21 protein-coding genes are annotated in these 25033 nt (G+C 38.1%); 17 read left to right on the top strand and 4 right to left on the bottom strand.

Annotation, left to right across the window (positions count from 1 at the left end):
- Positions 1-156 precede the first annotated feature (156 nt).
- Both J2772_RS03670 and J2772_RS03665 read right to left on the bottom strand, forming a co-directional pair.
- Positions 157-2328: a S9 family peptidase gene (locus J2772_RS03670; RefSeq protein ID WP_209913373.1), complete on the bottom strand. Its 2172-nt coding sequence runs from the start codon at positions 2326-2328 to the stop codon at positions 157-159.
- A gap of 10 nt (positions 2329-2338) precedes the next feature.
- Positions 2339-3733, bottom strand: coding sequence for an aminopeptidase P family protein (locus J2772_RS03665; protein WP_209913371.1), 1395 nt, complete (start codon positions 3731-3733; stop codon positions 2339-2341).
- A 186-nt stretch (positions 3734-3919) separates the two neighbouring features.
- Between J2772_RS03665 and J2772_RS03660 the strand changes: the two genes are divergently transcribed.
- The 7 genes from J2772_RS03660 to J2772_RS03630 all read left to right on the top strand — a co-directional run bounded on the left by J2772_RS03660 (position 3920) and on the right by J2772_RS03630 (position 12726).
- Positions 3920-4804, top strand: coding sequence for an AraC family transcriptional regulator (locus J2772_RS03660; RefSeq protein ID WP_209913370.1), 885 nt, complete (start codon positions 3920-3922; stop codon positions 4802-4804).
- Positions 4805-4892: 88 nt separating this feature from the next.
- Entirely contained in the window at positions 4893-5798 is a 906-nt protein-coding gene (locus J2772_RS03655) for a dihydrodipicolinate synthase family protein (RefSeq protein WP_209913368.1), read from the top strand.
- A gap of 14 nt (positions 5799-5812) precedes the next feature.
- The gene (locus J2772_RS03650) at positions 5813-7297 is read left to right on the top strand and encodes an aldehyde dehydrogenase (NADP(+)) (protein WP_209913366.1); all 1485 of its coding nucleotides are present in this window, start codon (positions 5813-5815) and stop codon (positions 7295-7297) included.
- Positions 7294-8292 (top strand): 4-hydroxyproline epimerase, encoded by a 999-nt coding sequence (locus J2772_RS03645; RefSeq protein WP_209913364.1) that lies wholly within the window; start codon positions 7294-7296, stop codon positions 8290-8292. Before J2772_RS03650 ends, J2772_RS03645 begins: the two co-directional genes overlap by 4 nt.
- A gap of 16 nt (positions 8293-8308) precedes the next feature.
- Positions 8309-9574 (top strand): NAD(P)/FAD-dependent oxidoreductase, encoded by a 1266-nt coding sequence (locus J2772_RS03640; RefSeq protein WP_209913362.1) that lies wholly within the window; start codon positions 8309-8311, stop codon positions 9572-9574.
- A 273-nt stretch (positions 9575-9847) separates the two neighbouring features.
- The gene (locus J2772_RS03635) at positions 9848-11992 is read left to right on the top strand and encodes a M43 family zinc metalloprotease (RefSeq protein ID WP_209913360.1); all 2145 of its coding nucleotides are present in this window, start codon (positions 9848-9850) and stop codon (positions 11990-11992) included.
- Between the two features lie 233 nt (positions 11993-12225).
- Positions 12226-12726, top strand: coding sequence for a GNAT family N-acetyltransferase (locus J2772_RS03630; protein WP_209913357.1), 501 nt, complete (start codon positions 12226-12228; stop codon positions 12724-12726).
- 65 nt (positions 12727-12791) lie between these two features.
- Here J2772_RS03630 and J2772_RS03625 read toward each other — a convergent pair whose 3' ends face one another.
- Complete coding sequence (locus tag J2772_RS03625) at positions 12792-13178, bottom strand: DoxX family protein (RefSeq protein WP_209913355.1); 387 nt, start codon at positions 13176-13178, stop codon at positions 12792-12794.
- A 43-nt stretch (positions 13179-13221) separates the two neighbouring features.
- Entirely contained in the window at positions 13222-14202 is a 981-nt protein-coding gene (locus J2772_RS03620; protein ID WP_209913353.1) for a polysaccharide deacetylase family protein, read from the bottom strand.
- 89 nt (positions 14203-14291) lie between these two features.
- Here J2772_RS03620 and J2772_RS03615 point away from each other — a divergent pair, with 89 nt between their 5' ends.
- The 10 genes from J2772_RS03615 (at position 14292) to cysI (ending at position 24773) form a co-directional block, all read left to right on the top strand.
- Positions 14292-15146, top strand: coding sequence for an AraC family transcriptional regulator (locus J2772_RS03615; RefSeq protein WP_209913351.1), 855 nt, complete (start codon positions 14292-14294; stop codon positions 15144-15146).
- A 117-nt stretch (positions 15147-15263) separates the two neighbouring features.
- Positions 15264-15680 (top strand): RrF2 family transcriptional regulator, encoded by a 417-nt coding sequence (locus tag J2772_RS03610; protein ID WP_209913349.1) that lies wholly within the window; start codon positions 15264-15266, stop codon positions 15678-15680.
- Positions 15681-15760: 80 nt separating this feature from the next.
- Positions 15761-16474 carry a phosphoadenylyl-sulfate reductase gene (locus tag J2772_RS03605; protein ID WP_209913347.1) on the top strand — a complete coding sequence of 238 codons (714 nt, stop codon included), beginning with the start codon at positions 15761-15763 and terminating at the stop codon, positions 16472-16474.
- Positions 16475-16486: 12 nt separating this feature from the next.
- On the top strand, positions 16487-17395 hold the full coding sequence (gene cysD, locus J2772_RS03600; protein WP_209913345.1) for a sulfate adenylyltransferase subunit CysD: 909 nt from the start codon (positions 16487-16489) through the stop codon (positions 17393-17395).
- Between the two features lie 87 nt (positions 17396-17482).
- Positions 17483-18721 carry a sulfate adenylyltransferase subunit 1 gene (locus J2772_RS03595; RefSeq protein WP_209913343.1) on the top strand — a complete coding sequence of 413 codons (1239 nt, stop codon included), beginning with the start codon at positions 17483-17485 and terminating at the stop codon, positions 18719-18721.
- A gap of 5 nt (positions 18722-18726) precedes the next feature.
- Positions 18727-19557: a serine O-acetyltransferase EpsC gene (gene epsC / locus J2772_RS03590; RefSeq protein ID WP_209913341.1), complete on the top strand. Its 831-nt coding sequence runs from the start codon at positions 18727-18729 to the stop codon at positions 19555-19557.
- A 28-nt stretch (positions 19558-19585) separates the two neighbouring features.
- Positions 19586-20497 (top strand): cysteine synthase A, encoded by a 912-nt coding sequence (gene cysK, locus J2772_RS03585; protein ID WP_209913339.1) that lies wholly within the window; start codon positions 19586-19588, stop codon positions 20495-20497.
- A gap of 25 nt (positions 20498-20522) precedes the next feature.
- Complete coding sequence (gene cobA / locus J2772_RS03580) at positions 20523-21368, top strand: uroporphyrinogen-III C-methyltransferase (protein WP_209913337.1); 846 nt, start codon at positions 20523-20525, stop codon at positions 21366-21368.
- On the top strand, positions 21358-23067 hold the full coding sequence (locus J2772_RS03575) for a sulfite reductase flavoprotein subunit alpha (protein ID WP_209913335.1): 1710 nt from the start codon (positions 21358-21360) through the stop codon (positions 23065-23067). The genes cobA and J2772_RS03575 overlap by 11 nt, the downstream gene beginning before the upstream one ends.
- A gap of 32 nt (positions 23068-23099) precedes the next feature.
- Positions 23100-24773, top strand: a complete 1674-nt coding sequence (gene cysI / locus J2772_RS03570; RefSeq protein ID WP_209913486.1) for an assimilatory sulfite reductase (NADPH) hemoprotein subunit — start codon at positions 23100-23102, stop codon at positions 24771-24773.
- Positions 24774-25033 lie beyond the last annotated feature (260 nt).

Here is a 25033-nt window from a genome sequence, read left to right as displayed (position 1 = left end):
AACTACTGAAAGGCGTTTTAACTTTAGCAAAATGCTTCTCAAAAATCAATAAGAAGGAATAGCATTCCAATCTGATTTCAAGTACTTCCAGCTCCCAGCCCCCAGCTTCCTTACTTAAAAAAAGCCCCACATTCCTGTGAGACTTTCATTAATTACTTATCTTCCTCCCGGAGGACAATGTTCTTTCAAATATTTCGTAAACATGGTAGCCAGGTGCAGCGGTGTTCCTTCACCTTCACTGATAGAGTGAGTTCTGTTAGGATAAGACATCAACTGAAACTGTTTGTTGTATTTTACAAGCTCATTAATATACACTTCTGTATTCTGATAATGTACGTTATCATCACCTGTTCCGTGAACCAATAAAAGATTTCCTTTCAGGTTTTTAGCATAAGCCAATGGGGAACCGTTGACAAAATCTTCTCTGTTTTCCTGTGGAAGTCCCATATAACGTTCCTGGTAAATATTATCATAGAACAGTTGATTGGCTACCGGAGCAATCGCAATTCCGGTTTGATAAATATCAGGATATTGTCCTAAAAGGTTTAATGTGGAAGAGCCACCACCGCTCCAGCCCCATACAGCCACTCTGGAAGTATCCACATAAGACCATTTTGCAAATAAAGCTTTAGCACCCATGGCCTGATCCCGAATATTAAGCTGACCTATTTTACGGTAAATGGATTTTCTCCATTCACGGCCTTTAGGAGCAGGCGTTCCGCGGTTTTCAAGGGAAACATACAGATAGCCATCCTGAGCCATATCTCCAATATACAAGCCATTTTCTCCTGCATTAAAATTATCTGTTACCGTCTGTGAACCTGGTTCACCATAAACCATGAAAACGATCGGATATTTCTTGTTAGGATCAAAATCTTTAGGCTTTACAACCCATCCGTCTAACGTAGCACCATCCTGTGTAGTAACCTGGAAAAATTCTGTTTTAGCTCTTGCAGGATCTGCTTTTGAAACACTTTGGGCAGCTACAAGCTCTTTATGTTCAGGCAGCGATACCACTGCTCCTGCTGAATGTGCATTGACACTGCTATTGTTAAACATTGCAATTTTCCCGTTGGGAGATATCATATATTGATTGGATCCGGTGTAAGTTTCAGGAGTGAGTCTTTGTGCTTTTCCGCCCTGCATACTTACTTTGTACAGATACTTCTGAGTAGCATTACCAGGGGACGCCAAAAAGTAAATCTGTTTGTTCGGAACATCAAAAAACTCAGGTTTTATCACATCAAAAGCATCTTTTGTAAGCAAAGTTTCTTTACCATTCATATCTATTTTATAAATATGTCTCCAGCCGTCTTTTTCAGAAAGCCACAGAAACTCTTTACCATTGTTAATCCAATCCCAACCGCTTGGATCGTTCTCATTCCATCTGGATTTGATATCAATCCATGCCGGATCTGTCTCGGTATAAATGGTTTTACTGCTTCCTGATTGAGCATCAGCCACTATAATTTTGCTCTGATTCTGTTTCCTGTTTAATTGCTGCAGAATAATAGATTTAGAATCCAGTACCCATTCCATTCTGGGAATATAATGTTGTACCTCATCCCCGGCTATATCTGCTTTCTTAGAAGATTTTGAAGCAAGATCATAGAACCAGATGCTGCATCCTGAAGGATTTTCACCCACTTTCGGATATTCTACAGGAACGGTAAATGAGTATAAACTATCTGTATTATTAATCATCAGAAAGTTTTTGGTACCCCTTGCATCCAGCTTCCAGTAAGCAATTTTACTTCCGTCAGGAGACCATCTGAAACCATCCTGAGTACCAAACTCTTCTTCATAAGCCCAATCGAAAGTACCGTTAATCATTCTGTCTGTACCATCATTGGTAATTTTAGTAAGCTGACTATTGGAAAGGTCTTCAATATAAATATTATGCTTAGATACATAAGCCACTTTTTTGCCATCAGGAGAGAACTTGGCAAACATTAATGATGCTGTTGGCAGGTCTTTCCCAAGCTGGGTAAGCTTCTTGGTATTTTTATCAAAGATCCAGTAATCTCCACGGGTATTATCGCGCCATACTTTCTGGGTATTGGTGAAAAGCAACAGACTTTTACCATCCGGTGACACCTGAAAACTCTGTACTTCTAAAGCCGTAGAGCTTCCCGAAGGAATCAGCTCATTATTGCTTAAAAAAGCCTGATCTTTTCCGGGATTCAGCACATCAATAATCCCAACACCATTTTGGGTAAATGAATAATACGCATTGCCATCAGGAGTCCATTGTGTTTTTTGTGCGGCGAATGGCGACAGACACAGGAAATATAGGGCAATAGCCGTAATTTTTTTAAAATTCTTCATACGATATCTCTTAAGCTAAGTATTCTGCTCTGTAGCTTTCAATTTCATCAACGGTAGTAATCAATCCGTTTCCAAGAAGTCTGTGGCCATCATCTGTAATCAGGAAATCATCTTCTACACGAACACCACCGAAATTTCGGTATTCATTCACTTTATCATAGTTAATAAATTCCGCATTTTTATTTTCAGCCTGCCAGATATCAATCAGCTCCGGAATCATATAAATACCGGGTTCCACCGTCACTACATATCCGGATTCTAAAGCTTTTCCTAAACGTAAAGATTTAAGACCGAATGTTTGGGTGTCTTTTGGTTCTTCTTCTGTATAACCGATATATTGTTCTCCAAGATCCTCCATATCATGTACATCCAATCCCATCATATGCCCTAATCCACATTGGAAAAATAGAGTATGAGCATTGTTTTTCACTGCGTCTTCAGGACTTCCTTTCATTAATCCCAAGTCAACAAGTCCTTCTACCAGATATTCAGAAGCTTTCAGGTAAATATCTTTAAACTTAACTCCCGGTTTCAAAAGATGATGGGCGTTATTAAATGAATTCAGAACAATTTCATATATTTCCTTTTGTTTTGTACTGAAGGTTTTGCTTACAGGAAATGTTCTGGTTAAGTCGCCCGCATATCCCATTGCCGTTTCAGCCCCAGAGTCATTAAGGAAAAGATCTCCGTCTTTCAGGGTATTAAGACGGTAATGATTGTGAAGGATCCCTCCGTTTATAGTAACTATCGGTGGATAAGACATCTGACATTCTTTGTTAGCAGCAAGATATTGAATAGCATTAGCAATCTCATATTCCTTAACACCCGGTTTGGCCATTCTCATCGCCAACAAATGCATTTCATTAGATACGTTTACTGCTTTTTCAATCTGTACTATTTCCTGAGCTTCTTTTACAGAACGCTGCTTTACAACAGCTTTAATCATTTCCACAGAAGGCTGTAACTCTGCTATTTTAATCCCTAAAAGATCTGTTAGTGCAATTTTATTAGAAGGCTGATAGGGTGGAAGATAATGTACCTTTCTGCCAGATGTTTGTGCTTTCAGAAGATATTGAGAAAGCTCTGCATACGGTAATGTTTCCTGTACTCCGGATTTCAGGCTCTTCTCTTTCAGCGTTTCCTGCCTGCCCATCCATACAATATCATCAATACTCAGTTCATCTCCGAAAACAATCGTCTTATTTTCATCAATATCAATAATAGCGGCAATCTTAGGCTCCTGAATTCCGAAATAATACAGGAAAGTACTGTCCTGACGGAAATAATAAGGATTGTGCTCAAAATTTACAGGATTCTCTATATTTCCTAAAAACAATAGAATTCCACTTGCCACATTGCCCTGCAATACGGCTCTTCTGTCTTGATAAGTCTGTGCTGAAAACATATATTATGAATACTTTTTATTTTAAAAGTTTAAAGTTACGATTTTGTACTATTTGAAGTCCTTTATTCATTAAAATTATGAAGATGTAAAGTTTGTATTTTAATATCATATGTAATGTTCATATTTTGCTTAAATTCGGCAATATTTTAACCTACCCATTCATTGATCTTATAAAGTATTGATTGTATGAAGAGTCTTCAGTTTTCAGTCCCTGCCGACACCAACAAAAGCATCCGTATTCAGGAAGATATTATGCCTAATTTCTATCCTTACTTCCATCGACATACCGAAACACAGATCATGTGGATCCTTAAGGGACATGGTACTCTCGCCATAGAACAAAACCTTTTCACCTTTAAACCCGGAGATATTTTCTATCTGGGAGCCAACCAGTCACATGTCTTCAAGGGTGATTTTGATGAAAATGAAAAACAGAAAGTTCATGCCATTTCTATTTTCTTCGATCCTGATAAAAAAATAGCCGCTTTTTTTGAGTTACCGGAATTTGAAGAACTTAAAAACTTCATCGAACACTCAAAAGTAGGATTCCAGGTTGCTTCAAAATTAAAAATAAGCGTAGGAGAAAGCATGGCAGCCTTGCAAAAGACACAAGGGGTAGAACAGATCATAGATTTTATAAAGATTTTAAGCCACCTGATGCAGAACAGACATCTGCATATTCCACTATCTTCAGAAAAGAACCTTCCTAATCATATTTCTGATAATGATCAACGGATAATAGATGCTCAAAACTATATTAAGAAAAATTTCACCCAGCATAAACTTACTCTTGATGCCATTGCCAAAGAAGCTTGTATGACGCCTCAGGCTTTTTGCAGATCCTTTAAAAAACGGACAAGGATTACCTATATTCAATATCTTAATGAGTTACGGGTACAAAGAGCCTGCAGATTATTAACCTCCAGCAGTATATACAGCATCTCATCTGTTGCTTTTAACAGCGGATTCAATAGTTTAACCAATTTCAACCGGGTCTTTAAATCCATTATGAAATACTCTCCCAAAGAATACCTGAAGCATTATAAAGAAGCTACTTTTGACCACGAATAACTACATGTTAAAATACGGTTAGAATACATTAAAATATTAACATTTACCGTTTTAAAATTCACTTAGTTTTGAATAAATATTATTTGATATGAGTACAAAACTAAACTGGGAAGGTATTTATCCTGCTGTATTAACTCCTTTTACAAAAGAGGGAAAGATTGATTTTGAAATGTTTGCAGTCAATACAGAAGCCCAGATTAAAGCCGGAGTTCATGGAATTATCCTTGCCGGAACATTAGGAGAAGCCAGTGCGTTGGAAACTGAAGAAAAATTTGAACTTCTTCAATATGCCAAAAAGATTACAGAGGGCAGAATTCCCGTTATCCTTAACCTTTCTGAAAATACAACCAAAAATGCAGTCAGTTTTGCTCAAAAAGCAAAAGAATTGGGAGCTGACGGATTAATGTTGCTTCCCCCAATGCGTTACAAAGCCGATAGCCGCGAAGTGGTAGAATATTTTAAAGCGGTTGCCTCTGCTACAGATCTTCCTATTCTTATCTATAATAACCCGGTAGATTATGGAATTTATGTAACGTTGGAGATGTTTGATGAGCTTATAGAATATCCAACCATTCAGGCTGTTAAAGAATCTACAAGAGACCTGGCGAATGTAACCAGAATGGTTAACCGTTTTGGGAAAAGAATCAAAATTCTTGGTGGAGTAGATACGATTTGCCTTGAAACCTTACTACTGGGTGCCGATGGACTGGTAGCAGGACTTGTAGATGCCTTTCCGAATGAGACCATGGCCATGTACAACTATGCTAAAACAGGTCAATATGATAAGGCGGTAGCCATTTACCGATGGTTTATGCCATTATTGGAACTTGATATTCATCCTAAGCTTATCCAATATATTAAACTGGCAGCTACAGCAGAAGGAATCAGCAATCCGTATGTAAGAGCACCACGTCTTGAACTTCAGGGTGAAGAAGCTGAAAGAGTCAATAAGATTATTAAAGAAGGCAGAGCCAATCGCCCAACATTAGATTAACCAAAACAAAAGCTATGATTGAAGAAACATCAAAAGAAAATATTGAGTTAAGAATTCAGATGGCTTCCGAAGCGTACCAATTCCTGAAGAATACAACTATAAAAGAAAGAGCTGCATTGATGAATGCTGTTGCCGATCAGATTGAAGCTTTAGGAGAAGAACTTTTAACCACCGCTCATGCTGAGACTTCATTACCTCTGGCAAGACTTACAGGTGAAAAAGCCAGAACAGTAGGACAATGGAGAAACTATGCAAAAGCGGTAGCCTCTGGAATATATACCGAGCCAAGGATTGATCTTGCTCAGCCCGAGAAACAGAAAGCAGATATCAGAAAGTACAATATAGGGTTAGGACCTGTGGTTGTTTTCGGAGCCAGTAATTTTCCGTTTGCTTTTTCTACGGCGGGAGGTGATACTGCAAGTGCGATAGGAGCGGGCTGTCCTGTTATTATAAAGGCACATCCGGCTCATCCTCAGACCTCTCAAATGATGGCTGATGCTATCACAAATACGATAAAAGAATTCGGATGGCCTGAAGGAATTTTCAACCATATTACCGGAATATCCTATGAGATCGGGGCTTATTTAACCCAACATCAGGATATTCAGGCAGTAGCTTTTACCGGTTCATTCAGTGGCGGAAAAGCTTTATTTGATATTGCCAGCCGTCGCGAAAATCCTATTCCGGTATTTGCAGAAATGGGAAGCATTAATCCGGTATTTGCACTTGAAAACTTGATTGAAAATAAAGCAGAAGCTTTAGCTAAAGAATATATTAGCTCATTAACATTAGGAGTAGGACAGTTCTGTACCAATCCGGGAGTGTTTATTGCTGTGAAAGGAGAATCTCTGGATCGTTTTATCGCAGCATTAAAAAATGAAATTCAGGAGGTAACACCCGCTCACATGCTTCACAATGGGATATATGAAAGCTTTGAGATGCATAAAACAACTGCAATAACACAGCCTGATATTGAAGTAATCGCCTCAACAGCAAAAGAAGAAGGAAAAGGAAGTGCAGCCATTATAAAAACCAATGTTCAAAATTTCCTCAATAATTCTGTTTTGAGCGAAGAAGTTTTCGGACCTTTTGGCATCGTTGTTACTTGTGAAAATCAGGAAGAGCTTATACAAATTGCTCAAAATTTAAAAGGGCAGCTAACCATTACTGTTGCAGCAACTCCAGATGATGTACACAAGAATACTGAACTTATTAATCTTTTGAAAGATAAATGCGGAAGATTACTATTCAACGGAATGCCTACCGGAGTAGAAGTTGTTTATGCCATGCAGCATGGAGGGCCGTTTCCATCTACTACAGATGCACGGTTTACTTCTGTAGGACCGGATGCCGTTAAGCGGTTTGTTCGCCCCATTTCTTTTCAGAACTGGCCGGATGAATTCTTACCGGAAGAACTGAAGAATGAAAATCCATTGCAGATCAGCAGAATTGTAGATGGAGAAGTGAAGTCAGGATCATTAAAATTAGAAACCGTATGAACAGAACATTTTTTTGCGTAGACTCTCATACCTGTGGCTGTCCTGTACGTCTTGTTGCAGGAGGTGGCCCTATTTTAAAAGGAAATTCCATGATGGAGCGCAGGCTTCACTTCATGAAAGAATATGACTGGATCCGAAAAGGTTTAATGTTTGAACCCCGCGGCCATGATATGATGAGCGGAAGCATTCTTTATCCACCTGTTGATGATGAAAATGATATCGGAGTCTTATACATTGAAACCAGCGGCTGCCTTCCCATGTGTGGGCACGGAACTATCGGAACGGTTACCATTGCCATAGAAGAAGGGTTGGTGGTTCCTAAAATTCCCGGAAAACTACGTCTTGAAACCCCTGCCGGGCTTATTCTCATAGATTATATGCAGGAAGGGAAAAAAGTAAAATCGGTAAAACTGACCAACGTGAAATCTTTTCTTTACGCCGCAGACCTTCAAGTTGAATGCCCTGATCTTGGATTGATAAAGGCCGATGTGGCCTATGGAGGAAACTTTTACGCCATCATTGATCCTCAGGAAAATTTTAGAGATATTTCTGATTTTACAGCAAGCCAGCTTATTCACTATGGAAAAATCATCAGAAGGCTGCTCAATGAAAAATATGAGTTCATCCATCCTGAAAATGAGCACATCTCCGGATTAAGCCATATTCAATGGACGGGAAATCCTACTGATCCCAAAGCCAGCGGACGAAACGCAGTACTGGTAGGTGAAAATGCTTTAGACCGTTCTCCTTGTGGAACCGGAACTTCAGCAAGAATGGCTCAATGGTATGCAAAGGGTAAGCTAAAGGAAGGCGAAGAGTTTATCCACGAAAGCTATATCGGATCACAATTTATCGGAAGAATTGAAGGAACCGCTACTGTTGATGGCAAACCGGCTATTGTCCCGTCAGTAGAAGGCTGGGCAAGAATTACCGGCTATAACCAGATTATTATTGATGATGAAGATCCCTATTGGCAGGGATTTCAGGTAATGTAAAGTTTGTAACGAATTTATGACACAAAATAAAGGCAAAGCACTTATTATAGGTGCAGGAATCGCAGGGTTAAGTTCAGCATATTATCTTTTGCAGAAGGGCTGGCAGGTAGAAATTCTGGAACAAAATGATCTTACCAACAATTGCTCTTATGGCAATGCAGGAATGATTGTACCCAGTCATTTTACCCCATTAGCCGCACCTGGAGTTGTTGCGCAGGGTATTCGGTGGATGTTTGACAGTAAAAGTCCGTTTTATGTGAAACCCTCACTCAGTACCCAGTTATTATCCTGGGGACTGAAATTTCTGAAACATTCCAATCAGAATCATGTAGACCGTTCAGCAGCAGCCATCAGGGATCTCAATCTGGCAAGCAGCAGTCTTTATAATGAAATTGCCCAAAATCCTGAATTTGATTTTGAATTGAATCAAAACGGAATTCTGATGCTCTATAAAACAGAAAAAGTAGCCGAAGAAGAAATAGAATTGGCCTATAAAGCCATCAGTTTGGGACTTCCTGTTGATATCCTTGACAAAAAAGAAATTCAGACGCTGGAACCAAACGTTCAACTGGATGTCATAGGAGGTATTAATTACAAATGCGACGGCCACATGAATCCGGTAAAGCTGATGAAACAAATGATCTCTTACCTTAAAAATAGTGGAGTTATTTTCCATACTCAGCATAAAGTAACAGGCTATGAAATTACCGGAAATACCATTAAAGCGGTAATTGCCAATGGCAAAAAGTTTTCGGCTGATCGTTTCATCATGACCGGAGGTTCATTTTTGCCTGAATTGGCTCAAAAAGCAGGCATTAAAATTCAACTGATGCCCGGAAAAGGCTATTCTTTCATGCATACCCCTGAAAATCCAGTCCATACACTGGAACATGCAGCATTATTACTGGAAGCAAGAGTGGCCGTAACTCCCATGAACGGACAGATCCGTTTTGGAGGAACCATGGAACTGGCTTCTCACCATGATAAAGTGAATATGAAAAGAGTAGAGGGAATCGTAAATTCTATTCCTAAATATATGCCTGATTTTCAGGTTAAATTACCCAAAGAATCGGAAATATGGTTCGGCTACAGACCCTGCGCTCCAGATGGACTTCCTTACGTGGGCCAGTCTTCCAAACTAAAAAACCTGATTATTGCAGGTGGCGGTGGAATGATGGGCTTAAGTCTCGGACCTATTTTCGGAAAAACAGTTTCTGAGCTGGCCAATGACCAAAAGCCAACGGTTGAGATAAAGATATTCAACCCTGAAAGATTTAGTTAAAAAAACATCACATAACACACAAAATTATTATTTGAACCTGTTTATTTTTTTTAAAAGAAAGAGTTTCCAGAAAATTAGCAATCATGGGATAAGCATTATCACACAGAACTTTATGATAAAGGATGGCAAAGTTGTAGGCAAAAGCATGGGAGATATTGACTATCAAAATTTACAGACAAGTTAAAATCATTCTAGATCCAATTAAATAGGTTGATTAAGCCCAAAACAATTTGATTATTAAAATAATTTATTAACACACAAATCCAAAAAATCATGAAAATTAAATCATTATTATTTATGTCCCTATTTCCAATAATAGGTTTTGCTCAAGAACATAGACCTCATGAGTGTAAAGCAGATGAAATGATGAAGAAACATTTTGAACTGCACCCTGAATCTAAGGCTGAATATGAAAATTTTGAAAAATTCACCAAAGGTTTTGTAAAAAAAATGGAATCAAACAAAACTCCATTGAATAAAAAGGTCAACGCTCCCACCTATATCATACCTGTGGTTTTTCATGTGTATGGAGAATCTCAGAGTAATGTAAAAGTAAATTACCAAAAAGTAGTTGACTTGCTGCAACAAATCAACTTAAATTTCAATGGAACTAATACCGATTCAAACACTATAGATTCTTACTTCCAGCCTATTAGGAACACATTAAGTATTGAATTCCGCTTAGCTAAAATTGATCCAACCGGAAAAGCAACAAGCGGAGTGGTATTTCATCCTTTCAAAGGTGGATATGGCAATGGAGGCGGATATGATGCACAAATTGGCGCAGATGCATGGGATAATACAAAGTATATGAATGTGTATATACAAAATGATCTATATGCTAATAAAGATTTATATCAATCGGGAGTTGCCTGGTATCCGGATTCATACATGACTTCAGTAAATACAGCCAGAGTTGTTTATAATGGACGTTATATATTTAATGCTGCAGGAACAGTGGCTTCAAACGAGTTTTCTGATACATTTACCCACGAATTTGGGCATTGGTTAAATCTTCAACACACGTTTAATATTCCATGTTCAACTGCAAACCCAACTAATGATGGTGATGGAGTTGCTGACACTCCTGTAGAAAATACTTCTTCCGGATTAGGATGTACAACTGGAAACAATTGTCTTGGACAAAAAGTGAACGTTGAAAACTATATGGGATACAACGGTTCCGCTGGTTGTTATAAAATGTTTACCAATGGACAAGTTAACAGAATGTTAGCCGCATTAAATCACCCGTCAAGAATAAATTTATGGCAGCCTGCCAACTTAGCTGCAACCGGAGTTGCCAATACTCCACCTAAATTAACTCTTAGCAACAGTACCTTTACAGAGAACTTAAACAATAATGGAGCTGTGTCATTAGATGGAACAGTAGCATCTGCTCCTACATCAACCATTACCCTAAACGGAGCAACATTTGCCGTATCGAATGGAACAACTCTTATTGCAGGAACACATTTCACTTCTTCATTACCAGCAGGACAAACAGCAACTATAGCAGTTACAAGCCCTACTACTGCTACACTTACCATAAATGGTGCGGCAACCAGTCATCCTAAAAGTCAGGTCCTGAATTCATCAATTACGTTCCTAGATCCGGCTATAACAGGAGGCGTAACTTCATTAGGATCAACTACATCTTTGGCATTAACTTTTTCTTACAAAGATCCCTATAAAATAGTTACAGGAACTCCTCTGGAAAGTTATGCCAATCCAACACCAACAACAGTAACAACCAACTCCGGAGCACCTTGGAAATATTTTATCATTAACCCGGAGCTTAGTGATGATGCAGGGTATGGCGCTTGGTACTATGGAGCAAATCAATTAAAATTGGAAACCTATTGGAAAGGATTAGTATGTGGGGTAGGGACAAGAAATATTAGTTTAATTCCGTCTTGTACCACTATAAGTAATGCAAATAATATAGGTTATCCAACTGGTACTCCCGGACAACTTGACGTGTACACCCCTACATACACTAACTGGTCTGGCCAAACAGCTTATGTTGGTTTTAGAAACCAATTCGAAGGCTACAATATCAACGGCTATTTCAAACTGATTGTTGGGGCCAATGGTTCAGGTTATTCTGTAACTGAGTTTGCATACAATACACAACCATATGGCAGTATTACAACGCCTTGTGCATTATTATTATCCACTTCAGACGTTGATACAACAAACTCAGAAACATCCATCTATCCAAATCCAGTTTCTGATGCATTGAATATTAAAACAAAAGGGAAAATTAAATCAATTTCTGTTTACGACATGTCTGGAAGAAAAATGAATGCTAAAGTTATTGGTGATAAGGTTGATGTTAAACACTTCCTAAGCGGAACTTATTTAATTGATATTGAAACTTCTTTAGGGAAATCTTCCCAAAAATTCATTAAAAAATAGGATCAAAACATTACTACTTCAAAGCGGTTGCAGACTGGTTTAAAGCTTTTTAAACAGATGCAATTAATAAAATAATTTAGTATTGATATGTTAGTTATTCACTTGTTGAATACAAGATGGGCTTAATTTTTTAAGTCCATTTTTATTTTATAGCGAATATTGTCCGGTTTTATCAACTATTATGAGTTTATTTCTGTAATTTTATTCATCCATTTCAAACTCAATTGATCCTTATGTACTATAAAAACGATACCATCATCATACGGGAATTTACTCCTCAGGAACTCCATTTATTTTTAGACCTCTTTACAAATGAAAATGTTACCCGCTATCTGCCTTACAAATCTCCGGAAGAATTTAAGCAAATGTTTGAAAAAGCATTATCAGATTATAAAGAAGGGCCGCTTAGCAGATGGGGAATATTTAACGCTGAAAATAATGATTTTGTGGGAGTATGTTTAGCCAGAGTTTTCGGTGAAAATACTAACCAGACAGAAATAGGGTATATGCTTGGAGAAAACTATTGGGGAAAAGGAATCGGAACCCAGATATGTAAAGCACTTGTTAATTACTGCCTTTCAGCCGATCAGGAAAAAGAAATTGTTGCCCTGACAGACCTTGATAATATCGGCTCACAGAAAGTATTACTCAAAAGCGGATTTAAAAGGGAGGAAAATCTGATAAGAGATGAAAGGGAATTGGCTTATTTTTTATATTCAAAAGAAAAAGTATAGACAAAAGCAAAGAAGATAAAGCAGGTAGAGATCATCTCTAAACCTGCTTTGCTTTTTATCACTAATTATCTTTTATCCAGAGAAAGATGATTATCATCCATTCTTGAGATCAGGAGATAAAACAGTCCTGCATAGATCATTTGAATTCCCATTGCTTCCCAATTTTCAACTGTACTGCTGCCAAATAACAGCAGGATAATCAGTGAAGCGCCTGCTATAGCCGCAATTCTTGTCTTAAAGCCAATGATAAGCAGCACCCCGATGATGAATTCTAAAAAGGGAAGTGTTGTACTGAACATTTGCACAAACAATTGAGGAAGCCAGCTTTTTTCAAAGCTTTTCGTCATCCCGTCAGCAAAATCATTAAGTTTGGCTAATCTCACCAGTCCATGTCCGAAGAAATTGATCCCCATCGATAAGCGAAGGAAAAAATAAGCTATATTCTTATTCATAAAAGTATTTTTTGAATTATTATTTTAATTTGAAAACAGTTTGTTAATTATTGAATTTTGCTTCACTGTTATCAACCGGAGTATCAGGATCGTTCATGACCATTTTAGCAATATCATCTTTTCTCATAAAAACCACGTCCTGCTTTCCTTTGGTATATTTAATAAACTCCTCCATGGCATGAACCATCGCAGGTGTTCCGCCAATCCTGTCATGAAAACTAATGCTCATCATTCTTCTTTTGGTTGCTCCTTCCTCATAAAGCCTGTCAAATTCAAACTTCAGCTGGGCAAGAAACTGATCCGGACTCCAGTGTTTCCCTTCAATATTCACAATATCATTATTACGAAGCGTGTAAGGAATTACCACAAAGTTGTTTCCTTTTACCTTGGTAATGAAAGGTTCATCGTGGCTGAGATCATCAATATGATAAAGGAAACCTAGCTCCTGTAATACTTTCAGGGTATTCGGACTCCTTCTCAGCCAGTTGCAATTGTAGCCCACCGCTTTTTGGCCTGTAATTTTCGCAACTACATCTACACCTTGTTTTACAAACTGTAATTCTTCATCATAACTTTTATTCCATTGATTATCCCAAGAAATCCCATGAGCCGCGATCTCATGACCACCATTGGCAATGGCTTTTGCAATGTCCGGATATTTCTCGGCAGCGGTTCCCACTACATGAGAGGTTACTTTTATGTCATACTTTTTCCATAGATCCAGCATACGGTAAATTCCTTCATTTCCACCGTAGCGATACCAACTTTCTGCAGGAAGATCCGGCTGCCCTTTAGGAAGTGGAGTATTACTGAAAGGACTTTCCGCTCCTTCAGGCTGACCTCCCGTTTCAAACTGCATGGATACGGAAATTACCAACTGTGCACCATTAGGCCAATGCTTCTTTGTTACCATACGATTTTTATCTTCCGGATTTCCTTTTCCAACACAGTCATTAGCTTTAAAACCAGACCCCAAAAATACCGTTGCAGCAAGTACCATTACTGATTGTCTTATATATTTCATTTTACATTTATTTATACTGCAAAATTGACTATTAAACCGTTCGTTATTATTGTAAAAATTAATCTTAAATTTGTAAAAATCCATTATCAATGAAAAGAATTGTCAATTTCAATTCCTTCAATGTTTTCCGGATCGAAAAGGAAATCTGGGACATTGAATATCACAACCATAACTTCTATGAGCTGATTATCATAGAAAATGGAAAAGGTTCCCATCATCTGAACGGCATTACATTTCCCTATCAAAAAGGAGATGTATTCCTTTTAAGACCCAGTGATGCTCATGAATTTACTATTCAAAACAAAACCAGTTTCATCTATATAAAATTTACGGAGGAATATATCTGGGAAAATCTTCTGATAAACAAGAAAAATGAACTGAAAAAAATTCTCCAGCTACTGATGGAGGACCGGTCTTTTGTGTATGAATCAGGGATTAAAAATAAATCTGACAGAGAGCACCTTCTTCAGCTTTCCCGTATTCTTTTGTATGAATTCAGCCATAAAAACTTATATAATAAAGAAATTGCAACAGATCTCTTTTCAACGATTTTTACCATTCTTACCAGAAATACCATGAGTAATGCCACCAATCAAAAATGGGTTTCTAAAAATCTTAACAGAATAGACAGGATCTTATACTACATCAATGTCAATTTTCTGGATGCGGACAAAATGAAAATAGAAAACCTGGCTAAAGAATTTCTGCTTTCCCCCAATTATATCAGCATCTATATCAAAAAGGAAACTGGCTTTTCTATTCAACAACACATCATCCAATATAAGATAAAGGCTGCTGAAAAACTTCTGCTTCAGAGCAATTACAACATCAGTGAAATTTCTGATAAACTTGGTTTTAATGATGTTAGCCATTTCAATAAAATATTCAAAACTTATAGAAGCAAGTCTCCGTCTGTCTTTAAAAAAGAAAATAAAGCCATCTAAAGATTGTAAAGCTCTGTTGATAAACCATTCCTTACATAAAGATTATTTCACGGCTGTGATTTTCATTCCGTAAAAACATTTCATTTATCAGATAAATTGTTATAACTTGCGTAGATTATGATGTCCAAACGTTGCAAATATGCGCTGAAAGCAATGGTCAGATTAGCAAGAAATTACAATCAAGGCTATCTGTCCACTTCTATTATTGCACAGGATGAAAACATTCCCAAAAAGTTTCTGGAGCAAATCCTTCTTGAGCTTAAAAGAACTAAACTTGTTAACAGCAAACAAGGTAAAGTAGGAGGATACTACCTCCTCAAGTCCCCTGATGAAGTATCATTGGCGGATATCTACCGTATTTTTGACGGGCCTATTGCATTGACCCCCTGTGTATCCTTAAACTTCTATGAAACCTGTGATGATTGTGTAGATGAAGCAGAATGTTACCTTAGAAATGAGTTAATCATTGTTCGTGAAAAAACCAGGAAAAGCATGATGGAGGCCACTCTGACCTCGTTTATTAACAAAAAATAATTTTTTTTCATTTAAATTCTACTATTTTGATAGGAGTTATAGAATTTTATATATATTTGCATCAATAAATTTGAATGGAAATGGAAAACAGTCTGAAAAACGAGTTCGAAAAACTGAAGGAAGAAATCTCCACAGAGGCTTCTCAAGCTGGCTTTTTACAATTACTTACAGAAAGATTTTCGAATGAAGTAGTATTTTCAACCAGCTTCAGCTATGAGGATCAGGTGATTACTCATTTGATAAAAAATCTGAATGTAGACATATTTACATTGGATACGGGAAGACTTTTCGAGCAGACTTATGAAACATGGGCTTCTACAAAAGCCTTCTTCAAAAAAGAAATCAAAGCTTATTATCCGGACACTGAAGAACTGAAAAAATTTGTATCAGAAAACGGACCCAATTCATTTTATCAATCTGTAGAGCAGAGGAAAGCTTGCTGTACCATCAGAAAAGTACATCCTTTGAAATCTGCTTTAAAAGGATATAAAATCTGGATCACCGGCTTAAGAGCAGAACATTCCCCAAACAGACAGAATATGCCGTCATTAGAATGGGATGAAGATAATCAGATCATTAAGTTTCATCCGCTTCTTCACTGGAGTACCGAGCAGGTGACAGATTATGTAAAAAAACATCAGTTACCTTACAATTATCTCCATAAAAAAGGTTTTGTAAGCATCGGATGTGAACCCTGTACAAGAGCTATTCAGGAAGGAGAAGACTTCAGAGCAGGCCGTTGGTGGTGGGAAGATGCCAATAAAAAAGAATGCGGTCTACATATTCATCAATAAAAAAAAGAAAACATGTCAACATATCATTTAGATTATCTGGATCAGTTGGAAGCTGAATCTATTTACATTTTAAGGGAAGTCGCAGGACAATTTGAACGTCCGGCACTTTTGTTCAGCGGTGGAAAGGACAGTATTGTACTGGCTCATTTAGCCTCAAAAGCTTTCCGTTATGGGAAAATACCTTTCAAGTTTGTTCATGTAGATACAGGGCATAACTTTCCGGAAGTATTGGACTTTAGAGACCAACTTGTGAATGAATTAGAAGTTGATTTGGTAGTTCGTAAAGTAGAAGATACTATCAAAAAGAAAGGTTTAACGGAACCTAAAGGAAAATTCCCGAGCAGAAACTGGTTACAAACATTCACTTTATTGGATACCATTGAAGAATTTGAATTTGACGCCTGTATCGGAGGTGCCCGCAGAGATGAAGAAAAGGCTCGTGCCAAGGAAAGAATCTTCTCGGTTCGTGATGAATTCGGGCAGTGGGATCCAAAATTGCAACGCCCTGAATTATGGAGCATTTTCAACGGAAAAATCCATAAAGGAGAAAATGTAAGAGTATTCCCCATCAGCAACTGGACAGAACTCGACATCTGGAATTATATCCGAAAAGAAAAAATAGAACTTCCTTCCATTTACTTTTCGCATGACCGGGAAGTGGTAGACCTCAACGGACAATGGATTGCCAATTCTCAACATGCAACTCTGGAAACCGATGATGTAATTACCGTAAAAAAAATAAGATACAGAACGGTAGGAGACATGACCTGTACCGCTGCAGTAGAATCTAAGGCTATTACCATAGATGCCGTAATTGAAGAAATCGTTGCCACCAGAATTTCCGAACGAGGAGAAACCAGAATTGATGACCGTGTGACGGAAGCCGCTATGGAAGACCGTAAAAAAGGAGGCTATTTTTAATCATTGATAAAAGATAATTGATGAATGATTATTCAAAGTTTTTTTATCAATTATCAACAATCACTTATCATTTATAATTACAAACGGATGGATATATTAAGATTTATAACAGCAGGTAGCGTAGATGATGGTAAAAGTACCCTTATCGGAAGACTGCTATACGATAGTAAAAGTATTTTACAGGACCAGTTAGAAGTACTGGAGAAACATTCTAAAAATAAAAATGATGACGGCGTAGACCTTGCTCTTCTGACAGACGGATTACGTGCAGAAAGAGAACAGGGAATCACCATTGATGTTGCGTACAGGTATTTTTCAACCTCCAAGAGAAAATTTATCATTGCTGATGCTCCCGGTCATGTACAATATACAAGAAACATGATTACTGGAGCTTCCAACTCTGATTTGATGGTGATCCTGATTGATGCCAGACAAGGAGTGATTGAACAGACCAGAAGGCATTCCATCATAGCATCATTATTAAAACTAAAGAAAGTAGCTGTAGCCATCAATAAAATGGATATGGTGAATTACTCACAGGAAGTATTTGAAACCATCAAAGCGGATTATGCTAAAATTGCGGAAAGCCTTGGACTAAATGATGTAAGCTATTTCCCGATCTCTGCATTAAAAGGAGACAATATCGTTTCCGGATCCTCTAAGACAGATTGGTACCAAGGTCCTTCGCTTTTAGAATATCTGGAAAATGTAACACTGAACGAAGAATTAAATACCGGAAGCCGTTTTCAGGTTCAGTATGTGATTCGTCCTCAGACTAAAGAGCTGCATGACTACAGAGGATATGCAGGACAGGTTTTAAGCGGTACGTTTCAAAAAGGAGATAAAATTCACATTCTTCCGGCTGGAATTACAAGTGAAATTGCTAAAATAGAAATCAACGGAATTGAGAAGGAAGAAGCTTTTGAAGGACAACCAGTAGTTATTCATGTAACTGATGATGTGGATATCAGCAGAGGCGATATTTTCGCTACCGAAGAGCAGCTCCCTGTCATTGAAAAAGACCTTGAAGTTCTGTTATGCTGGCTGGATCAGAAATCACTGCAACCGGGTAACAAATATTTGCTACAGCAAAACAGCAGACTGATAAGAGCCGTAGTAAAAGAGATTGATTACAAGATTGATGTCAATACACTTACTCAGGAGAAGGCTGAAGGAGACATAAAGCTGAATGAAGTAGTAAAAGTAACTCTACGAACGGCACAACCTTTGGTCTATGATAGTTTTATCAATAACAAAAGAACAGGTTCTGCCATTTTAGTAGATGAAACATCTAATTCAACAGTAGCAGCCTGTATAATCCAGTAAAGAAAATGTCAGTTTCAAACCAATTCATTGAAAGAATTCATCAGAGCAAACAGGATAAAACGCATGGATTCTTTGACAGAGCAAGAGTAAAAGTTTTTGTAACAGAATTGTATAAAGTATTGTTTCTTCCTCAGCCCATCAATACTGCCGATCAGCTGAAACAGGATTTTGCCCAACTGTACAATCATCTTTTCACCCTGATTAATACAGTAACAAAAGACGAAAACCTTACCGAAATACAGGTAAATACTTTTTTTAATGCTTTGCCACAGATCTACAGTCATCTCGTTCAGGATGCACAATCCATCCTTGAATTTGATCCGGCAGCAGACTCTTTAGAAGAAATATACCTTGCATATCCGGGATATTTTGCAACGTATGTTTACAGAATCTCGCATCAGCTCTGGAATCAGGAAGTACCAGTTTTACCTCGTGTTATTTCAGAATATGCACACAGCAAAACAGGAATAGACATTCATCCCGGCGCAGTGATCGGAGAATACTTTTTCATCGATCACGGAACCGGAATTGTCATTGGAGAAACTACCGTCATTGGCGATCATGTGAAAATATATCAGGGAGTAACCCTCGGTGCATTGAATGTCTCCAAAGAAAAAGCCAACCAGAAAAGGCATCCCAATATTGAGGACCATGTCATTATTTATTCAGGAGCAACCATTTTAGGTGGAAATACAACCATAGGAAGAGAAAGCGTTATCGGAGGAAATGTGTGGATTACCCAGGATGTACCGCCCAATTCGCTGGTTTATAACAAAAGCGAAATAAGAATAAAGGATAACAATCCCTTGCCGGATTCATTAACCTTTGTAATATAAAAACAGAAAAAACAAAAATTGTATTGATATGAAATTTCAGAATGCACTAGAAACCATTGGAAATACACCAGTCGTAAAGATCAATAACTTATTCAGTTCAGATCATGAAATCTGGATTAAACTGGAAAAAAGCAACCCTGGTGGAAGCATCAAGGACAGAATTGCCTTAGCGATGATAGAAGATGCTGAAGCCAAAGAGTTATTAAATAAAGACAGCACCATCATTGAACCTACCAGTGGAAACACAGGAATAGGATTGGCATTGGTAGCTGCAGTAAAAGGATATAAGCTTATTCTGGTAATGCCGGAAAGCATGAGTATAGAACGCCGTAAAATCATGGAAGCCTATGGTGCTGAATTTGTGCTTACGCCGAGAGAAAAAGGAATGAAAGGGGCTATCGAGAAAGCTAACGAATTAGCAGAAGAAACTCCCAATTCATGGATCCCAAGACAGTTTGATAACCCAGCGAATGTAAAAATACATGTGGAAACTACGGCTCAGGAAATTTTAAAAGATTTCCCGGATGGGTTGGATTATGTGATTACAGGAGTAGGAACCGGCGGACATATTACAGGGATTGCTAAAGCATTAAAGGAAAAATATCCTAACCTTAAAGTAATTGCAGTAGAGCCGGAACTTTCACCGGTATTAAGCGGCGGAAGTCCTGCACCACATCCATTACAAGGCCTAGGAGCCGGATTTGTTCCTTCCATATTAGACATTACTCTTTTAAACGGAGTGATTACAGTAGGCAAGGATGAAGCGTATGAATATGCCATTAATGCAGCTAAAAGAGAAGGCCTTTTCGTAGGAGTTTCTACAGGAGCCGCTTTAGCCGCTATCGCAAAACATTTACCACAAATACAGACTGGAGCTAAAATTCTTACCATCAATTACGACACTGGAGAACGATATCTTTCTCTTGAGGGACTCTTCTAAAATCCTTTAACTAAGACCGATTTCAATGAATACAACTATAAAATCACCTAAGGTTTACCTTATCGGTGCAGGGCCTGGCAACCCTGATTTAATCACAGTAAAAGCCGTAAAAGCCATTGCCAAAGCAGATGTTGTTCTTGCAGACCGTCTCGTAAGCCCTGAAATTTTAGAAACTTACGTTCATAAAGACACAGAGATCATTTACGTAGGCAAAGAATGCAGTAAAAATGCGTCTACCCCTCAATCACTTATCAATACTTTAATGGTAGACTATGCTTTACAGAACAAAACCGTGGTAAGACTTAAAGGCGGAGATGTTTCTATTTTCTCCAATATTCTGGACGAGCTGCAAGCGTTGAAAGAAAACCATATTCCTTTTGAGATTATTCCGGGAATTACGGCTGCCTTGGGAGCTGCTGCTTATGCGGGAATGCCTTTAACAGCAAGAGGATATTCAACATCTGTTCGTTTTCTTACTTATTATAAGTCTGAAATTCTTACTGAAGACTATTGGACAGAACTTGCGGCAACCCAGGATACCCTTGTATTCTATATGTCTAAAGGCAATCTGACCGATCTTGTAGAGAAATTCAACAGGCTGAATGTTTCCAGCGAGAAAAAAATTGCGGTAATTGAACAGGCCACAACGCCTTACCAGAAAGTATATACTGCTTCCTTTGAAGATTTCAGTAAAATACTGGGTGATAAAGCCTTCGCCTCGCCATCATTGGTGGTGATAGGAAAGGTGGTGAACCTTCATGAAGAGTTTTCCTGGCTGGAAAATGCAGAGCAGGAGGGCCTTTATTTTAAATCGGTGGAAAACGGAAGCTTAGTACCAAAAACTCAAAATTTCTTCGAATATGCTGTCTGAAAATAAATTAAATATTCTAAAGCAAATCTCCAGTGATTTTTCCAGAGACGAATCCATCTGGGCAAGCGGATACCTCGCAGGATTGGCAGGAGCCCCTCTTACCGCTGCACAGCCACCTTTACAGGTAACGCTACCGGAACAAAATACGGTTAAGAAAATCACACTAGCCTATGGTACAGAAACCGGAAACAGTAAAAAATTAGCCACATCACTTGCAGGAATCATCAAAAAGAAAGGAATTCAGGTTAAATTAACGGATCTTTCCCAATATAAGCCTAAAGACCTTTCAAAAGAAGAGTTTTTCTTTGTGGTAATCAGTACCCAGGGCGAAGGCGATCCGCCTGTGCTGGCCAAGAAGTTCTATGATTATATGTATGAGAATGAAATCAACCTCAGTGCTCTGAAATTCGGAGTTCTGGCATTGGGAGACAGCAGCTATCCTCTATTCTGCAAAACAGGAGAAGACGTAGATTCCCGCTTTGAAATCCTTGGTGGACAACGAATCATTCCATTAAAAAAATGTGATATTGATTATGAACAGGATGCTCAAAACTGGATTGAACATGTTTTGGAAGCCGTAAATAAAATATCTGTCAGCAGTGTTAAAAATATACCTGTTCAAAAAGCTTCAACAGGAAGAAAAAAATATCAGGGAAAAGTATCAGCCATTATTAATCTGAATGATATCACGTCTGAAAAGGAAACCTATCATATTGAAATAGAAACAGAAGAGTCTTTAAGCTATAAGCCTGGTGCAGCCTTAGGAGTCATTCCTTTCAATTCAAAATCCGTAGTGGATGAAATTATTGCTGTAACGGGAATTGATCCAGGAAAACGAATCGAAACCTCAAAAGTTAAAGATACTGTAGAAGAACTTTTGCAAAAGCATCTAAATATCAGCTATTTACTAAAAACTGTAGTCGCTCAATATGCTAAGATTACAGGGCATTCCATTCCGGAAGTGCGTTTGAGTCTTTTGGATCTTTTAAGAATTTATCCCGTGAAAAACGCGGAAGAATTTGAAGAAGTAATCCAGATATTAACCGCCCAGGCACCCCGTCTGTATTCCATCTCGTCTTCTCCGGAAGCCCATGGAGAAAATGAGATCCATATTACCGTTGCCAGATCGGAATTCTTTATTGACCACCAGAAACACAACGGTCTGTGCAGCGGTTATCTCAGCGAATTCAGTGAAGGCGGAGAGGTTGAATTCTATATCCAGGATGCAGGCCATTTCAGATTACCGGAACCGGATAAAGATATTATCATGATTGGCCCCGGAACCGGAATTGCCCCTTTCAGATCATTTCTTTGGGAGCGTGATGCTGTGGGAGCAGAAGGGAAGAACTGGCTGTTCTTCGGAGACAGAAACTTTGTATCAGACTTTATTTATCAGGCGGAGCTTCAGGATTTTCTTAAAACAGGAAGCTTAACTCATTTAGATCTTGCCTTTTCAAGAGATACGGCAGAAAAAGTATATGTTCAGCATAAACTGGAACAAAAAGCACAAGAAGTTTTTTACTGGCTTGAAAACGGAGCCTCTGTTTACGTATGCGGAACCAAAGAACCTATGAGCCGTGATGTAGAAAACACACTGTTGAACATTATTCAGCATCACGGAAAACGCAGTCAGGAAGAAGCTGCTCATTATCTGGAAGAAATGGAACTCAACGGCCGATATGCTAAAGATGTCTATTAAAAAATACCCGTACCCTTAAAAGAAAAATAATGATGAACCATAAAGATAACCTTTCCCCTGTAGAAAGAATTAAAACCCAAAGCAACGGACTCAGAGGAACCTTAAAGGAAAGCCTTGCCGATGATTTTACAGGAGCCATAAGAGAAGACGATCAAACCCTAATCAAGTTCCATGGAATGTACCAGCAGGATGACAGGGACAGAAGGGAAGAGCGTGTAGCTAAAAAACTGGAATGGCTGTATTCCTATATGATAAGACTAAGGCTTCCCGGTGGATTTTTAACCTCAGACCAATGGATTGGCGTGAATGATATTGCAAATGACCATTCTACGGGAACCATCAAAATAACAACCCGACAAACACTTCAGTTGCATGGTATTTTAAAATCTCATTTAAAACCTACCATTCAGAGTTTCAACCTGAATCATCTTGATTCTATTGCGGCTTGTGGTGATGTGAACAGAAATGTGACGTGTACAGCAAATCCGTCAGAATCTCCATTGCATCAGCAAACGTATGAGCTGGCAGGTAAAATAAGTGAAATGTGCCTTCCGAAAACCAAGTCTTATTATGATGTCTGGATTGATGATGAACTGCTTGTAGACCGAAAAACTGAAGAAGATCCTTTATATCAGGACAGATATCTTCCCAGAAAGCTGAAGATCGGAATTGCGGTTCCGCCTAATAATGATGTAGATGTATTTATTAATGATATAGCTCTGATCGCCATCGTAGAAAACAATGAGATCGTAGGATATAATATCGCTGCCGGAGGAGGTTTAGGAGCTACTCATGGGAATGAGGCCACTTATGCAAGATTAGCTTCTGTTCTTGGCTTTGTAGATTCTGAAGAAAAAGCTTTAAAAGCAGTGTATGAAATCATTACGGTACAGCGTGATTTCGGAAACAGAAGTGACAGAAAACTTTCAAGATTAAAATACACCATTGATAAACTTGGCATCGATCAGTACAGGGCCGAAGTAGAACAAAGAACAGGATTCAGTTTTGAACCTACCAGAGAATTTAAGTTCGAACAAAGAAAAGACCGTTACGGATGGACACAAAACCATGAAGGAAAATGGTTTTACACCTTATTTGTAGAGCATGGAAGAGTTCTTGACATTGAAGGATATCCTTTGAAATCCGGATTATTAAAAATTGCTCAGACAGCACATGTGAATTTCAGATTTACCTGTAACCAGAACCTTATTGTTGCTGATATCAATGAAGAAGATAAAGCAACTATAGAAAATCTTTTACACAAATATGGAATTTCGGATGCTACTGAAAAAGCAAGTGCCCTACGTAAAAACTCTGTGGCTTGTGTTGCCTTGAATACATGTTCACTGGCTTTGGCAGAAGCACAACGTTATTTACCATCTTTGGTGACCAAAATAGAACCTATTCTTGAAAAATACGGCCTTTTAGAGGAAGATATTACCATCAGAATGACCGGATGTCCTAATGGATGCGGAAGATCTCCTAATGCTGAAATCGGATTTGTAGGTACAGCTTATGGAAAATACAATCTTCACATCGGAGGAGACCGATTGGGAATGCGATTAAATACAAAATACAGAGAAAATATTGGTGAAGAAGAAATTCTGACTACTCTGGATGAACTTTTCGGAATCTATGTTAATGAAAAACATACCGAAGAAACTTTTGGTGATTTTTCATACCGTTACTTGCAAACCTTAAACTGAATATATGACCAGCCTTTTTTATGACCAGAAAAAACTAAAAAAACATCAACCATTTCTTCCAGGTGAACGAATGTGTATGTGTTGTTGATTTTCAATACTGACAACATATACAGGTTGTTTGAATTCTATTTAAACCACAAAAGTCACAAAAGCTTTTAAACACTTAAGTATTTTTTAAGTAACATACTTTGCGTATAAAAGTACACTAAAGCTTTGTGAGAACCTCCAACATTTACAAGCATTACAATTGAAGGACTCAA

The organism is Chryseobacterium jejuense, from assembly GCF_017877355.1.
Taxonomy (GTDB): Bacteria; Bacteroidota; Bacteroidia; order Flavobacteriales; family Weeksellaceae; genus Chryseobacterium; species Chryseobacterium jejuense_A.
This window is presented reverse-complemented; position numbering and strand designations above follow the sequence as displayed.